Source organism: Enterococcus sp. AAFC-DPL-5182 (assembly GCF_058216605.1).
Window position 1 is genome coordinate 925558 of the sequence record NZ_CM177101.1, and the last position, 14849, is coordinate 940406.

Sequence of the window (14849 nt, forward strand, 5' to 3'; positions counted from 1 at the left end):
ATGGAAAAAACAGCCAATGATATTGTCACGCTAGCTCGAGCTCAGGATCGTTATACTACCTTAGAGTATATTGCTGCCATCTTTGATGACTTTATTGAATTTCATGGAGACCGTTATTTTGGCGATGATTTAGCTGTTGTAGGTGGTGTTGCAACATTAGAAGAAAAACCTGTAACAGTTGTTGGAATCCAAAAAGGACGTAACTTACCTGAAAATATTGAGCGGAATTTTGGTGCACCGCATCCAGAAGGTTATCGTAAAGCCTTGCGTTTAATGAAGCAAGCAGAAAAATTTGGTCGTCCGGTTGTTACGTTTATCAATACTGCTGGCGCTTATTGCGGAATTGAAGCGGAAGAACGTGGTGAAGGGGAAGCAATCGCTCGAAATTTGATAGAAATGGCTGATTTAAGTGTGCCAATCATCGCAATCATCATTGGTGAAGGTGGCAGTGGTGGCGCATTAGCACTTGCTGTAGCAGATGAAGTTTGGATGCTGGAGCATACGATTTACGCGGTATTATCACCAGAGGGATTTGCCTCGATTCTCTGGAAAGACGGAAGTCGAGCTAAAGAAGCCGCAGAATTAATGAAAATTACAGCGACAGAGCTAAAAGAATTAACAATCATTGATCGAGTGATTCCAGAAGAAATGAATGGTGAAGTATTAGAACAATCGAAGATTAATCGAATGATACAAAAAGCCCTTATTAGTAAATTTTCTGAGCTTTCCAAACTGGAAACAGGAACCTTATTGGACAATCGCTATCAACGCTTTCGTAAATATTGAGTATAAAAAATGGAGCAAGCCCAATTTGGCTTGCTCCATTTTTATATATGCATTAATCCGTATAAACTTCAGAAATCGACCAAACAAAGCCAAAAGGGTCTTTAATATTTGCTACTTTAAATTTCTCAGGAACAATGGTGATCGGCATTTCTAGATTAAAACCTGAATTTAATGCTTTTTCAACAAGTTCTTCCACATTATCACAGATTAACTGAATGCAAAATGGTGTTCCTTGTAATGTCAAAGGGGATTTTCCACCACTTTCTGGTTGTTCATCTGCCAGAGCAAAGAGGCTTTCTCCAATACTAAAACGTCCAGATTTTATTTTATCTGTAACCGATAGTTCTATTTTCTTTGCATCAAATATTTTTTCATAAAGTGTCATCGCTATCTCTGTATCTGGAACAAAGAGATTGATAGATGCTTTTTTTATATTGACCGTCATTAAATTCCCTCACTTCATTTTTTACTTTAGAAGAAGTTTAGCACATTAATAGGTACTTGAGAAAAATAGTGATTGTTAGTTATATTTTGAATGAGCGAAATTATGGTTGGCATTTATAGAATTTTTTAGGAAAATGCAGTATAATACAAATTGGAGGAGTGCTAGCTTAGTACTCCTTTCATTATGAGAAAGTTCATCGTGGAGATGAGAGGAGTTACTATGTTTTTAAAATTTAAACCAACTTGGATGGTCGATGCGATTTATAAAATCACGCCGAACCAATTAAAAAAATTAGGAATCAAAGCTGTGTTGACAGATTTGGATAATACTTTGATCGCTTGGGATAATCCAGATGGAACGGAAGAGTTATTGACGTGGATTCTAGAAATGAAAAATGCAGGAATTCCAGTTGTGGTCGTTTCAAATAATAAATCTAGCCGTATCAAACGTGCGGTAGAAAAATTTGATCTAGAGTATGTATCTAGAGCATTGAAGCCTTCTACAAGAGGGTTCAGAGAAGCTGAAAAAAGACTGCAGTTAAAACCAGAAGAACTAGTGATGGTCGGTGATCAGATCATGACAGACATTCGTGGGGCAAATGCTGCTGGGATCAGAAATATTTTAGTTCGTCCAATCGTTGATACAGACGGGTGGAATACACGAATCAATCGTTTTTTTGAACGGAAAATCATGAAACATTTAGCGAAGAAGCATCCAGATATGATATGGAAAGGCGGACTAGAATGAGTGAGCAAGAAGCAATTCACTGCATCGGTTGTGGTGCGGTCATTCAAACAGAGCAACCAAATGAGTTAGGTTATACGCCAAGAGCAGCATTTGAAAAAGGAATGGAGACTGGGGAAGTTTATTGCCAACGCTGTTTTCGTTTAAGACATTACAATGATATTCAAGACGTTCAATTGACGGATGATGATTTTTTACGTTTGTTAAATGAATTGGGCAAAGAAGATGCATTGATCGTAAATGTCGTTGATATTTTTGATTTTAATGGTTCTCTGATTCCTGGGTTACATCGTTTTATCGGTGATAATCCTGTTTTGATGGTAGGAAACAAGGTCGACATTCTGCCGAAATCATTAAAGAAACCTAAAATGATTCAATGGATGAGAGAACGCGCCCATGAAGAAGGTTTGCGTCCTGTTGACGTTTTGTTGACTAGTGCCAAGAAACCTAAAGAAATGGAAAACTTACTTGAGACGATCGAAAAATATCGTGAAGGTAAAGATGTATATGTAGTTGGTGTGACAAATGTTGGGAAATCAACGTTGATCAATCAAATCATTAAGCAGACTGCAGGTGTTCAAGATGTTATCACAACATCACAATTTCCTGGAACGACATTGGACAAAATTGAAATTCCCTTAGATGATGGACATTTCTTGATCGATACACCAGGAATCATTCATCGTCATCAAATGGCGCATTATCTTGGGAAAAAAGATTTAAAAATCATTGCGCCACAAAAAGAAATCAAGCCCAAAGTGTATCAATTAAATCCTGAACAAACACTATTTCTTGGCGGCTTGGCTCGTTTTGATTTCATTCAGGGAGAGCGTAGTTCATTTATTGCTTATGTGTCAAATGATTTATCGATCCACCGTACTAAATCAGTTACAGCTGATGCTTTTTACGAAAAACATGTGGGCGGATTATTGCAACCACCACGTCCAGATGAAGTGACGGCATTTCCAGAGTTGGTTCGCTTTGAATTTTCAATTAAAGAGAAGACAGATATTGTATTTGCTGGACTTGGCTGGATCACAGTAACAGAACCATGTGTAGTTGCTGGCTGGGCTCCAAAAGGTGTCGATGTGTTAAGAAGAAAAGCCTTGATTTAATAAGAGATAGGAACAGAGAGAAGGAAAATTAGTGGATTTAAGAGGAAAGCAAAAGCGTTTTTTACGTAGTCAAGCGCACCATTTACAACCGATTTTTCAAATTGGTAAAGGCGGGTTAAATTCTGCGATGGTGGTACAAATCAATGAAGCATTAGAAAAACGTGAATTGATCAAAGTCACATTATTACAAAATACCGATGAAATCGCTGAAGATGTAGCCGCTGCATTAAAAGCAGATATTCATTGTGATATCGTTCAAATCATTGGTCGTGTATTAGTTTTATTTAAACCATCATCTAACGAAAAATATCAAAAGATCTCTAAAGAAGTTAAAGCAATTTAAAACTTGGAGGTAAGAAAAATGGGGACAAATACGAATGCAGCATTAAAAGCAGAAGTAATTGTAGAAGAAGCAGAGCTTTTTCAAAAGCGTAAACAGGTAGGAATTTTAGGCGGGAATTTTAATCCGGTTCATTTGGCACATTTAGTAATGGCCGATCAAGTACAACAACAGCTTGGGTTGGACAAAGTCTATTTGATGCCTACTTATTTACCGCCTCATGTAGATGAAAAAAAGACGATAGATAGTAAACATCGATTAGCAATGTTGGAACTTGCAATTGCTGACAATCATAATTTAGCTGTTGAGCCTATCGAATTGTTCCGAAAAGGAAAAAGTTACACATATGACACAATGAAAGCTTTAACACAAAATAACCCAGATACAGATTACTATTTTATCATTGGCGGAGACATGGTAGAATATTTACCAAAGTGGCATAAGATTGATGAATTATTGACCTTAACAAGTTTTGTCGGTATTCGTCGTCCGCATTATGGAACGATTACCCCTTATCCAATCATTTGGGTAGATGTTCCGCAAATGGATATTAGTTCCACACTGATTCGCGAAAAAATCAACAATGGTTGTTCAGCACGCTACTTATTGCCTGATAGTGTGATACACTATATAGAAGAGAAGGGGCTGTATGTAGATGGATTTTAGCGGAAAATATACGACGTTTAAACGAGAAGAACTGATGCAAAAAGTCCAGATGCATATGAGTGAGCGCCGTTTTAAACATGTTTTAGGTGTTGAAGAAATGGCTGTAGCGCTTGCGGCTAAATATGGTGCCTCAGAAGAAAAAGCAAGTATTGCGGCTTTGACCCACGATTATGCTAAAGAACGTCCAGATGAAGAATTTCAGCTAATCATACAGCGTGATGGCTACGATCAAGATTTACTCGATTATGGCAATGCGATTTGGCATGGTCTTGTCGGTGCGAGTATGGTTCAACGAGAACTTGGAATCGACGACGAAGAGATCTTAGAAGCAATTCGACTGCATACGACAGGTGCTGCTAAAATGAGTTTACTAGATAAAATTATTTATGTTGCAGACTATATCGAACCAGGTCGACATTTTCCTGGTGTAAAAGAAGCACGAGAACTTGCTTTAGTTGATTTGGATGAAGCAGTTGCTTACGAAACAAAACATACCTTGTTACATCTTATTGAACAAGAACAAAAAATTTATCCTAAAACAATTGAGACATATAATTATTGGGTAGTAGGAAAAGCTGAGCAGAGCGATTAGCTCTTTAGAGATTAAGGAAACTGATCATGGAAGGTTACTTGTTCCATGGGAAGATTGTCTAATTTCCTCAAGGGCTGCTTTGAGAAGCTGAATCAAGGAAAAGCTGATTGAACTCGTTCATCAGTGATAAAAAAATTTAATTAAATAATGGGAGGAAACCATCATAGATAGTCAACAGATTTTAGAAATCGCTGTAAAAGCAGCGGATTCAAAAAGAGCAGAGGAAATTGTCGCTTTAGATGTGCATGAGATTTCACTTTTAGCAGATTACTTTATGATTTGCCAAGCAACAAGTGAACGTCAAATCAATGCCATTGTAGAAGAAATTATCGAAAAAGAAGAAGAAGCAAATGTGGAAGTAAAACGAATTGAAGGAAAAGATGGCGGCAAATGGGTATTGATCGATTTAGGTGATATCATTGTTCATGTATTCCAATCAGCAGAACGCGGATTTTATAATTTAGAAAAACTTTGGTCAGATGCACCAATGGTTGATCTTCACGCTTGGGTCGAGTAATATGGCATATGAAACATTTGCTTTCGTTTATGATGAAGTAATGGATGACAGCCTTTATGATCAGTGGTTGGCGTTTTCAAAACGTCATTTACCAGAAGGAAAAAAGGATGTCTTAGAAATGGCTTGTGGGACAGGTGCTTTAGCTGTGAATTTTGCTAAAGCGGGATTTACAGTAACAGCGTTGGACTTATCTGAAGAAATGTTGATGATGGCGAGTAAACGAGCAGCGGAAGAAGAAGTTCAGGTTCAGTTTGTCCAAGGGAACATGATGGATTTATCTGAAATGGGTCAATATCATGCCATCACTTGTTTTTCTGATTCACTTTGTTATATGGCAAACCGTCAGGAAGTACAACAAGTTTTTGACGATGTCTATCAAGCCTTAGAAGATGAGGGTGTCTTTATTTTTGATGTCCATTCTATTTATCAAGTCGACAAAGTATTTCCTGAATACAGCTATCATTACCAGACAGAAGAATTTGCTTTCTTATGGGATAGCTATCCAGGAGAAAAAGAGCATAGCATCGAACACTTTTTAACATTTTTTGTGAAAGAGCATGGAAATGACGAATTGTTTATTCGACAAGATGAATTGCATCAAGAACGTACTTATACAATGGAGAACTATTTGATGATGTTGGAAAGTGCTGGTTTTATGGATGTTTCAGTTTATGCAGATTTCACAGACGATGCACCTACAGAAGAAAGCAAACGCTGGTTTTTTGTGTGTAAAAAATAATCAAGGAAATGAGCGGAGCAAAACTTTTAAAAGTTTAGTTCGCTCATTTTCTTTTGTTTTCGTACCGAAATAAACATGGTATGATGAAATTCAAATAGAAATGATCTGAATGAAGGAGAAAAAGATGAAAAGTTGCGGCATTATTGTTGAATACAATCCTTTTCATAACGGACACTTGTATCATGCAAAAAAGGCACGAGAGTTAAGTGGTGCAGAAGTTGTGATAGCTGTAATGAGTGGGAATTTCCTACAACGAGGCGAACCTGCGATTATAGACAAATGGACAAGAGCTAAAGAAGCCTTGAATCATGGCATCGATTTAGTTATTGAATTACCGTTTGCGTATGCGGTGCAATCAGCCGACTATTTTGCCGCAGGTGGAATCAAGTTGCTTCAGGCTTTACATTGTGATGGACTATGTTTTGGTACAGATAATCAGACAGAGATGGATTATGAACAGTTTGGGGATTTTGTGAATAAGAACCAAACAGAAATCGATCAAACGTATCAACAAATCAAAAATAACGGTATGAGTTATCCACAACAGATGACAGAAGTTTTTCGTAGGTTATATCCGCAAAATGGATTGGATTTTTCTTCACCTAATCATATTTTAGGATTAAGTTATGCAAAAGAAAATGCTGCGTATGAAAAACCGATGACATTGTATCCTTTAAAGAGAGAACAAGCAGGGTATCATGATACCAACATATATCAAAATTTTGCCAGTGCTACTGCAATTAGGAAAGCTGTTTTCTCAGAGAAATTAGATCAAATCAAGCAAGTATTGCCAGAGCAAGTAGCAATTGATTTGGCGAATTCAGCTACCGTTTCATGGGAAGATTATTGGACTTTATTAAAATATAAGTTGATCAGCAGTTCGATTACTGAATTACAAGAGATTTACCAAATGAAAGAAGGCATCGAATATCGCTTACAAGAAGCAGCTAAGACTTCTGATTCTTTTCAAAATTTTATGGAGCAGGCAAAAACAAAACGCTATACATGGACGCGCTTGCAACGATTGGCGACTTACATTCTAAATAATGTGAAACAACAGGAAATAGAAAATTCTTGGAATAACAGTCATTTACAAGTTCTGGGTTTCACAGAACAAGGACAACATTTTTTACGAGAAAAAAAAAAGAATCTAGCATTGCCCTTGGTCACAAAGGTGTCAAAGCGTTTGAATTCTCAATTAGCGTTAGATATCCGCAGTAATCAGCTTTATCAGTTAGGTAATCAGCGCATTTTAGAACAAAGTTTTGGCCGTTTTCCAATTCGTATCTCTTAAAAGCAAAAAACACTTAACAAAAGTCCATTTGCCAAGTATAATGATAAAGGCAATACAATCCAAAATAATAATAATGAATGAAAGCGAAGTGAGAATATGGGTCGTAAGTGGGCAAATATTAAAGAGAAAAAAGCTGCCAAAGACGCAAATAACAGCCGAGTTTATGCAAAATTCGGTATTGAAATTTACGTAGCAGCGAAATCGGGTGATCCTGACCCTCAAGCAAATCAGAAATTACGGTTTGTTATCGAGCGCGCAAAAACATATAATGTACCGAAACATATCATCGATCGAGCAATCGAAAAAGCAAAAGGTTCTGGTGATGAACAATATTCTGAATTACGTTATGAAGGATTTGGACCAAACGGCTCAATGGTTATTGTGGATGCTTTGACGAATAACGTGAATCGTACAGCTTCAGATGTTCGTGCGGCATTTGGTAAGAATGGTGGAAATATGGGTGTCAGTGGTGCTGTAGCTTATATGTTCGACCATACTGGTGTTATTGGGTTTGCTGGTGATGATGCAGATGATATCCTTGAATATTTGATGGAAAAAGACATTGATGTTCGTGATGTTACAGAAGAAGAAGGTCAAATCATCGTTTATACAGAACCAGAAGAACTGCATGCAGTACAAGAAGCACTGAAAGAAAAAGGCATTGAAGAATTTTCAGTAGCTGAATTAGAAATGATTGCACAAAATGATGTGGAATTAACTGGAGAAGACCTAGAAAAATTTGAACGAATGATCGATGTTTTGGAAGATCTTGATGATGTTCAAAAGGTTTATCACAATGTTGATTTAGGTGAGTAAGAAAATAGTGGTTGGGATGTGACTCGTAGAGTTATGCCCAACCATTTTTTTGAGCAAAAAAAACCCTTCATACACACACTATATGAAGGGAAACACAATATGAAAAAACTAAGAACAATAGTATAATAGCATTTTTGTTTTAAATTCTCAAATATTTAGCATTTTATCTAAATTTTTGAGAATTTAGTGTCGTGTGAAAATATAGATGAGAACTTGTAATCAACCAGTTGATGAAAAACTATCAATAAAGAAAGAAGAGAAGCCAATTTTAGACCAGTATTTTCAAATCGTTGAAACGAAAAATAGCAATCGCAAATATTTTACTTTATTGTAACCACAGTATAGAATCAATGTAACGAAACAATTGAACCAATATTTATTAGGCTTTTTTTTATCTAAAATAATTTTTAAATAATAATTATTTATTATTTTATACTATTGGAAACAGGTACGCTAAACAACGGCTAGTAAAAGGAGGCGTCGTAGTGAAACATAAGTGGTTATTTCTATTTTTTTTAGGATTGATACTGAGTGTTTTTCAGGTCGGGGTAAATCAAGCGTTTGCAGAGGATGAAACGATCAGTGAACAAACTGAAGTTGAAAACGAGCAACCAGAAGTAATGAGGGATGTTCAGGAACGACTAGTTACTGTTGGATCTGGTGCACTAAGTGGAACTTACACAACTGGTGGAACAGGGCAATCAATTATTACAATGACGTATACTTATACACCTACGCTAGATTTATCCTTAGGAGGACAACCTCTAATCATGCTTCAATTGCCGGCTGAAATCGCAAATCAAATCAACGGCAGTACGACAAAGCAACAGAGTTTCTTAGCTCTGCTTACAGGTACGGTAACTGTTCCTGCTCCGATAATTGGAAGTACCTCTTATAATATTCATGATACGACACGTGGATTTACATTGGCGTATAGTAGCACCTATAATTCAGTGTATGTCACATTTCCTACCAATCTTGTCGGTCTATTAGGCCTTAGCCGTTGGGCAGTTAGTTTCAGTTTTGATGTAGCAGTTTTGTATCAAAATGGCATCACGATTCCACCAGCAAGTAACGGCGTAAACTATCCTATTAAAGGAGTCTTTGGTTCATCGACGGATGGCTTGAACATTATAAATTTAGTTTTAGGAAATGTTTCCCAGTCTGGTGTGATTGCTCTGCCCTCTATGTCAATCGGGACTGGTGTTCCAAATGTTACAGCACCTAGTTTAAATAGTCCGCTTTTGAATTTACAGACATCTATTGGAGGTAAGATTCAACAAGTCCAAAATAGTGCTTATACTTACACTGTTCAACTGACAATTACTCGCTCCGATGGGACATCTGCGCCGATTGTTATCAATAGTATACCAGTTGATGCAGCGGGAAATTTTAGCACATCTTTAGCATCTGCTTTACAATATGGTGATAGTGTTACAGCACTTATTATTGCCCAATCAAAAACGACAAGTAATTATATTCAAAGTCCATCATCGATAGCGCAATCAGTTAGTTGGCCGATTCAGCCAGTAACAGCCATTCAAGTAACACCAGGCGGTACTCAGCTTTCTGGATCTGCAGGACAAACGAATGCAGGGACATATCGAGTAGCTCTGCAAATCAATGGGGGAACTGTATACACAACGCCATTAAATGCAAATGGGAGTTTTCAATTTTCAAATTTACCAATGTTTAATGGAGGGGAAACAGTTAGTTTATCGGTTCGAGGATTAAGTGACCGTACTGGAAATGTGTTGGTAACGAGCACGGGATACAGCCAAACGATTCCTTATTTAACACCCACTATTTCAGTTATACAGACGATTGAACGATTAAATGCTCAAGGAAATTGGGAAGCAGCACCATCTGCAGTCACAGGTCAAACCATTCGCTATACACTGACAACAACTTTGACGAATCAGCCAGCAACATGGGGACAGCAAATGTTAAAAGCATACGTTCCAAATGGACTATCCCAGTTAAGTCCAGTAACTCTGACCAGAATTTCCAATACTGGTGTTCAAACACCGGTGTTAGGAGCACAGCTTTTAACGGACTCTACTTTGAACATGCAATATTGGTATTATCAAAATCCCTTGGCAATAAATAATTTTACACAGCCAAATACAAGTTTTAAATTGCAATATACCGGTGTTATTGCTCAAAATATGACAGGACAATCGCTGCCGTTTTCCAGTATTATAGGAGGCGTTGATGGTGGTAACACAGCGATTACGCCGCAAAATAGTGCAACTTCAATTCCAGTAGGAGATGGTACGTTGCGTTTTGTTCAATCACCTCAGCAGATCTCGTTTAAAAGTATACCTGTTCCGACTAAAACAACAACATACAGTCCGAGCGTAGTAGATACTTCAATGATCGTTGCTGACGGTCGAGTGGCTAAAAGTCAGTGGCACTTACTTGTTAGAGAAAGTCAACCGATGAAATCTACAACGACGAATAAAACGATTAACCAAGCTTTTGTCTATCGGAAAAATGGTCAAGATGCTGCAATAACTACAATTGCTTCAGAAGCGTATGCCTATACTTCTTCTGATAATAATAATGTTGTGATTTCATGGAATCAACAGAACGGTGTTTTTTTAAATCTTACACCTAGTGTAAATATCAATGTAAATGAGTCATACACAGCTCAATTACAATGGATATTATCAGATGCTCCTTTATAATTTTGATTTGGCTTCTTAAAATAGTGAGAAGTTAAAATAAAAACTGAAAGAAGGTAGTAATAATGAAAAAGATTTTAGGTTCTTTGTTAACTGTTGGTGTCATTGCTTCTTGCGGATTTATAGGAGAAATAGTTGGAGAAGCCGTTAATGTAGGGTCGTTGACGTCAAATGCAGATATCAGTTTCTCTCAAGACACTACAATAACACCACCAGTTAATCCGACAGACCCAACTGAGCCAGTAACGCCGAATCCAGCAGATCCTCATCAACCAGGAACTAGCGGTCCACTTAGTTTGGACTATGTCTCTAATTTTCACTTTGGAACTAAAGTGATTCAAACTGTTGATGCCACCTACTATGCGCAATTAGACCAAGTTCAAAATTCACTTTCGACACTGATCAGTGTCCCTAATTACGCACAAGTAACGGATAAACGGGGCTTGAATCTTGGCTGGAAATTAACAGTGAAGCAAAATGGTCAGTTTCAAACAGCCGATAGTACTCCAGCTGTTTTAACAAATGCTCAGATGAGTTTTGTAGCTGCAACACCTAATTCTACAGAATTAATTGCATTAGCACCGACAACATTACCAGTGACTTTGGATCCTACCGGTGCAGCTTCATCACCAGTAGCTACAGCATTAGTTTCTACAGGGATGGGGACTTGGACACTTGCATTTGGATCAGGTGCGGGAGCAGCTCAAGGAGTTAAATTGACCGTGCCTAACGCAACGACCAAAGTTGCGAATAATCAATATAAAACAACACTTACTTGGACGTTGAATGATAGTCCGCTTTAACGAATAGGTTATCTGAAAATGGGTGTTAAGAGACTGAAAAGAAGCTGTTTTGTGATAGGCTTCTTTTCAGTATAATTATAAGGAGTTTTAGGTATGAAGAAGAGGAGATATTTAGCCGCTATTATTTTATTATTATTTTTGACTATTGGATCAGTCAGTCAAGCTAGTGAAATCGATTTTAGTGTGAAGGCGATCTTACCAGAAAACCAGCTTAGTAAAGAGATTAGTTATTTCGATTTAAGAGTAGTGCCTGGAGAAACTCAAACACTTAGTATAGAATTGACAAATGATACAGACGAAGAGATTACGGTTTACGCTTCAGCAAATTCAGCTATCACAAACGACAATGGTGTTGTTGATTACTCTTATAAGGATACCAAAAAGGATTCATCTGCAGTTTTTACATTCAGTGAAATCGCCTCTATGCCTAAGGAGATCATTTTACCAAAAAAATCAAATAAGACAATTGAATGTACAGTGGATATCCCAAAACATCCGTTTGACGGATACGTTTTAGGTGGTCTTTATTTCGAGCAAAAAGAAGAAAAAGAAGCACAAAGTCAAGGGGCTTTAGCAGTTGGTAACCGTTTTTCATATGTTGTAGGGGTTTTACTGAGCGAGACAGATAAAGAAGTCAAACCAGAGTTAGCATTGAATGATGTTAAGGCGACTCAATTAAATGGAAATAATGCTGTCATTATGAATATTCAAGATAAAAAAGCGGCAATGATCAAAAAACTACAATTAGATGCGAAACTTTACTATGAAGATGAAACCAAACCACGCTATGAAAACCATCAAGAATCTTTAACGATGGCACCCAATACGAATTTTAACTATAAAATAGATTTAAAGGACCAACCTTTTGTTGCGGGAAATTACACTGTTAAGCTAAAGGCAAATGATGGTTATAAAGATTGGTCATGGGAAAGAAAGTTTAAAATAGAGGAAAAAGAAGCAAAAAAATATAATGCGACAGCACTTAACTTGCCTCCTGGTTCCAACAATCAATTTCCATGGAATTTGATTGTTGGAATAGGAGCAGGAATTTTAGCAGTGATTTTAGGTATTATTTATTACTTTAATCAAAAAATGAAAAAAGAACAAAAAAGACAACAGGAAAAATATGAGCAGTTAAAAAAAAGCTTAACTAAATCAGAAGAATAGAGGTTTAAATTGGAAAGTGTAAATAGTAATAAAATAAAAGAAAAAATATCACATTTTTTTCATAGTTACCTAGTATTATGTAAATATACCAACAACAACCTAACAAAACACTTTTTCATTTTTAACTCCTTTCCCGTCCTTCCCCAAAGGACGGGTTCTTTTTCTCATGTTAAGATAAAATCAATGATCAAAAAGCAATCCATAGCCTAACGCACAGATTTCTCTAACATAGGTTTTGAAAGTAGCAGAAGACTTAGAAATCGCAGGAAGTCCGCTGATTTTGGTTATTCCTAAGCGCTTTGCTAAAAGTTTTGAGCGGTACATATGAAAATCACTTGTAACGATAACTGTGTTTCCTAGCGCTTGTTTATGTTGAGCATTTTGAATATTTTCTTTTGTACGAGTGGATGTATCCTCGATCAGGATTTGTTTTTGTGTGATCCCATGTACTCTTAAATATTCAGCCATCACATTGGCTTCACTATCTGGCTCGTCAGATCCTTGACCGCCACAAACAATGACTGTTGCATCTGGATGATCTTTCAAATAAGGGATCGCTGCATCTAATCGTTCTTTTAAAACAGTACTTGGATAGGTATTGTCTTTTGACGAACCTTTTACTTGAGCACCTAAAATAAGCACCGTATCAGGGGTTTTCGTTGGCTGATCTTTTGTTCCACTTATAATCAAAAAAAGAATCAGTCCAGCATAAATAATTCCTAAACCTACAACAATCGACATAATTCGTTTCACCCATTTCATAACAACACAACCTTTCATATCTAGTGTAGTAGATAAACAAATTTTAATAGATAGGATATAGTTCTTTTTAACAATTTTTTAACGTTTTTAAGAGAAAGTATAACATAGCAGGCTCTCTTGTCTTATACTATAGTTACAAAGCTAAAAATAGGAGGCGGAATTATGAGGGCAGAGGAAGAGATGTTTCAATTGATTTTAGATATAGCCGCAAATGATGTTAGAATACTTGCTGTTGGAATGAATGGTTCTCGGACAAACAAGAATGTTCCGAAAGATTCATTTCAAGATTATGATATTGTTTATATTGTGGATTCGATTGAGGAATTTATCGAAGATCCTACGTGGATCGATCAGTTTGGGTCACGTTTGATTATGCAGACACCAGAAGATATGGTTTTGTTTCCACCATCAAGAAATGGGAAATTTACCTATTTGATGCTATTTGAAGATGGCAATCGGATTGATTTGACTCTTTGTCCAAAGGAGCAGGCGGACAATTGGAATGAAGGAGATCGTTTAGCTACTATTTTATTAGATAAAAATCAATTACTACCTAGCTTAACAGAAGCCACAGATCAAGAATATTGGATCAAACGTCCAAGTCAGGCTGAATTTTCGGATTGCTGTAATGAATTTTGGTGGGTCAGCACATATGTTGTTAAGGGGTTGTGTCGTAATGAGTTGTTTTATGCAGCTGATCATTTGAATGAGAACTGTCGAAAAGAACTTTTCCGATTATTGTCTTGGCAAGTGGGCTTTGATCAGGGAGATCATTTCAGTGTAGGGAAAAATTATAAATATTTACCTAATTATTTGTCAGATGAACAATACAAAGCTGTCTTAAAAACAATGGATGTTTCGAGTGTTTCTGCTGCATGGACTGCTTTGCTCACTTTACAAAAACAATTTGATTTTGTGGCAAAGGCAATCTCACACAAAAATAACTTGATTTATGATCAAAAAACCGCTGAAAAAGTGATGGACTATACAAAAAAATTTAGTTTCAGACAATAAGTTTACTGAATAGATCGCACTTTTTTGATGTATCGAGCAAAGTTCAAGTCACATTTTAAAGTTTATCGTAAATAAATTAGAATTTTATAAAAGATATCATCAAATAGTCTTTTTTCCTCTCCCTCATGTGTGGTAGAATGATAGGTACACTGTATCAAAATTTTGAGAGTTGCTGAGTCCTGTTTAACAGATAAAAGTCAAAAACTAGCATTTATACATAAAATATGAATTTTTTCTCATATGTAAGCAAAATAATTGAAGATTGAGAGAAATTTAACTAAACTAGCGTTAAACTAACTTTCTTACAGAAGATTGTAGAAAAATTTCAAGATACTCAGGAAGATGACTTCCTTTCGATTTAT

17 protein-coding genes are annotated in these 14849 nt (G+C 36.6%); 15 read left to right on the top strand and 2 right to left on the bottom strand.

Going from position 1 to position 14849, the window contains the following annotated elements:
- On the top strand, positions 1-786 hold the full coding sequence (locus tag AC4BB7_RS04260) for an acetyl-CoA carboxylase carboxyl transferase subunit alpha (protein WP_086311972.1): 786 nt from the start codon (positions 1-3) through the stop codon (positions 784-786).
- Positions 787-838: 52 nt separating this feature from the next.
- Here the strand turns inward: AC4BB7_RS04260 and AC4BB7_RS04265 are convergent, their stop codons facing one another.
- Complete coding sequence (locus tag AC4BB7_RS04265) at positions 839-1231, bottom strand: VOC family protein (RefSeq protein WP_086311973.1); 393 nt, start codon at positions 1229-1231, stop codon at positions 839-841.
- Positions 1232-1450: 219 nt separating this feature from the next.
- Between AC4BB7_RS04265 and AC4BB7_RS04270 the strand changes: the two genes are divergently transcribed.
- From AC4BB7_RS04270 to AC4BB7_RS04330, 13 genes are all read left to right on the top strand, one after another.
- Positions 1451-1978 (top strand): YqeG family HAD IIIA-type phosphatase, encoded by a 528-nt coding sequence (locus AC4BB7_RS04270; protein ID WP_086311974.1) that lies wholly within the window; start codon positions 1451-1453, stop codon positions 1976-1978.
- The gene (gene yqeH, locus AC4BB7_RS04275; protein WP_490484529.1) at positions 1975-3090 is read left to right on the top strand and encodes a ribosome biogenesis GTPase YqeH; all 1116 of its coding nucleotides are present in this window, start codon (positions 1975-1977) and stop codon (positions 3088-3090) included. Before AC4BB7_RS04270 ends, yqeH begins: the two co-directional genes overlap by 4 nt.
- Before the next feature lie 31 nt (positions 3091-3121).
- A complete protein-coding gene (yhbY, locus tag AC4BB7_RS04280; RefSeq protein WP_025873132.1) occupies positions 3122-3433 on the top strand; it encodes a ribosome assembly RNA-binding protein YhbY in 312 nt (103 codons plus the stop codon).
- An 18-nt stretch (positions 3434-3451) separates the two neighbouring features.
- Entirely contained in the window at positions 3452-4096 is a 645-nt protein-coding gene (locus AC4BB7_RS04285; protein ID WP_086311976.1) for a nicotinate-nucleotide adenylyltransferase, read from the top strand.
- Positions 4086-4688 carry a bis(5'-nucleosyl)-tetraphosphatase (symmetrical) YqeK gene (gene yqeK / locus AC4BB7_RS04290; protein WP_490484530.1) on the top strand — a complete coding sequence of 201 codons (603 nt, stop codon included), beginning with the start codon at positions 4086-4088 and terminating at the stop codon, positions 4686-4688. The genes AC4BB7_RS04285 and yqeK overlap by 11 nt, the downstream gene beginning before the upstream one ends.
- A gap of 178 nt (positions 4689-4866) precedes the next feature.
- Positions 4867-5205 (top strand): ribosome silencing factor, encoded by a 339-nt coding sequence (rsfS, locus tag AC4BB7_RS04295; RefSeq protein WP_071877577.1) that lies wholly within the window; start codon positions 4867-4869, stop codon positions 5203-5205.
- Position 5206: 1 nt separating this feature from the next.
- The gene (locus tag AC4BB7_RS04300) at positions 5207-5944 is read left to right on the top strand and encodes a class I SAM-dependent DNA methyltransferase (protein WP_086311978.1); all 738 of its coding nucleotides are present in this window, start codon (positions 5207-5209) and stop codon (positions 5942-5944) included.
- 124 nt (positions 5945-6068) lie between these two features.
- A complete protein-coding gene (locus AC4BB7_RS04305) occupies positions 6069-7238 on the top strand; it encodes a nucleotidyltransferase (protein ID WP_490484531.1) in 1170 nt (389 codons plus the stop codon).
- 96 nt (positions 7239-7334) lie between these two features.
- On the top strand, positions 7335-8054 hold the full coding sequence (locus tag AC4BB7_RS04310) for a YebC/PmpR family DNA-binding transcriptional regulator (protein WP_086311980.1): 720 nt from the start codon (positions 7335-7337) through the stop codon (positions 8052-8054).
- Between the two features lie 205 nt (positions 8055-8259).
- Positions 8260-8388 (top strand): hypothetical protein, encoded by a 129-nt coding sequence (locus tag AC4BB7_RS04315; protein WP_490484532.1) that lies wholly within the window; start codon positions 8260-8262, stop codon positions 8386-8388.
- 151 nt (positions 8389-8539) lie between these two features.
- Positions 8540-10744: a hypothetical protein gene (locus AC4BB7_RS04320; RefSeq protein WP_490484533.1), complete on the top strand. Its 2205-nt coding sequence runs from the start codon at positions 8540-8542 to the stop codon at positions 10742-10744.
- Between the two features lie 62 nt (positions 10745-10806).
- Positions 10807-11544 carry a WxL domain-containing protein gene (locus tag AC4BB7_RS04325; RefSeq protein ID WP_490484534.1) on the top strand — a complete coding sequence of 246 codons (738 nt, stop codon included), beginning with the start codon at positions 10807-10809 and terminating at the stop codon, positions 11542-11544.
- Positions 11545-11637: 93 nt separating this feature from the next.
- The gene (locus tag AC4BB7_RS04330) at positions 11638-12711 is read left to right on the top strand and encodes a WxLIP family cell surface protein (RefSeq protein ID WP_490484535.1); all 1074 of its coding nucleotides are present in this window, start codon (positions 11638-11640) and stop codon (positions 12709-12711) included.
- Positions 12712-12891: 180 nt separating this feature from the next.
- Here AC4BB7_RS04330 and AC4BB7_RS04335 read toward each other — a convergent pair whose 3' ends face one another.
- Positions 12892-13473 carry a YdcF family protein gene (locus tag AC4BB7_RS04335; protein ID WP_490484536.1) on the bottom strand — a complete coding sequence of 194 codons (582 nt, stop codon included), beginning with the start codon at positions 13471-13473 and terminating at the stop codon, positions 12892-12894.
- Between the two features lie 162 nt (positions 13474-13635).
- Between AC4BB7_RS04335 and AC4BB7_RS04340 the strand changes: the two genes are divergently transcribed.
- Positions 13636-14487, top strand: coding sequence for an aminoglycoside 6-adenylyltransferase (locus tag AC4BB7_RS04340; protein WP_490484537.1), 852 nt, complete (start codon positions 13636-13638; stop codon positions 14485-14487).
- Positions 14488-14849 lie beyond the last annotated feature (362 nt).

Coding starts and splice junctions, on each gene's coding strand:
- AC4BB7_RS04335 (WP_490484536.1), bottom strand. CDS start 13,473: ATGAAATGGGTGAAACGAATTATGTCGATTGTTGTAGGTTTAGGAATT.
- AC4BB7_RS04285 (WP_086311976.1), top strand. CDS start 3,452: ATGGGGACAAATACGAATGCAGCATTAAAAGCAGAAGTAATTGTAGAA.
- yqeK (WP_490484530.1), top strand. CDS start 4,086: ATGGATTTTAGCGGAAAATATACGACGTTTAAACGAGAAGAACTGATG.
- AC4BB7_RS04270 (WP_086311974.1), top strand. CDS start 1,451: ATGTTTTTAAAATTTAAACCAACTTGGATGGTCGATGCGATTTATAAA.
- AC4BB7_RS04330 (WP_490484535.1), top strand. CDS start 11,638: ATGAAGAAGAGGAGATATTTAGCCGCTATTATTTTATTATTATTTTTG.
- AC4BB7_RS04260 (WP_086311972.1), top strand. CDS start 1: ATGGAAAAAACAGCCAATGATATTGTCACGCTAGCTCGAGCTCAGGAT.
- AC4BB7_RS04310 (WP_086311980.1), top strand. CDS start 7,335: ATGGGTCGTAAGTGGGCAAATATTAAAGAGAAAAAAGCTGCCAAAGAC.
- AC4BB7_RS04265 (WP_086311973.1), bottom strand. CDS start 1,231: ATGACGGTCAATATAAAAAAAGCATCTATCAATCTCTTTGTTCCAGAT.
- AC4BB7_RS04300 (WP_086311978.1), top strand. CDS start 5,207: ATGGCATATGAAACATTTGCTTTCGTTTATGATGAAGTAATGGATGAC.
- AC4BB7_RS04315 (WP_490484532.1), top strand. CDS start 8,260: ATGAGAACTTGTAATCAACCAGTTGATGAAAAACTATCAATAAAGAAA.
- yqeH (WP_490484529.1), top strand. CDS start 1,975: ATGAGTGAGCAAGAAGCAATTCACTGCATCGGTTGTGGTGCGGTCATT.
- AC4BB7_RS04340 (WP_490484537.1), top strand. CDS start 13,636: ATGAGGGCAGAGGAAGAGATGTTTCAATTGATTTTAGATATAGCCGCA.
- AC4BB7_RS04305 (WP_490484531.1), top strand. CDS start 6,069: ATGAAAAGTTGCGGCATTATTGTTGAATACAATCCTTTTCATAACGGA.
- AC4BB7_RS04325 (WP_490484534.1), top strand. CDS start 10,807: ATGAAAAAGATTTTAGGTTCTTTGTTAACTGTTGGTGTCATTGCTTCT.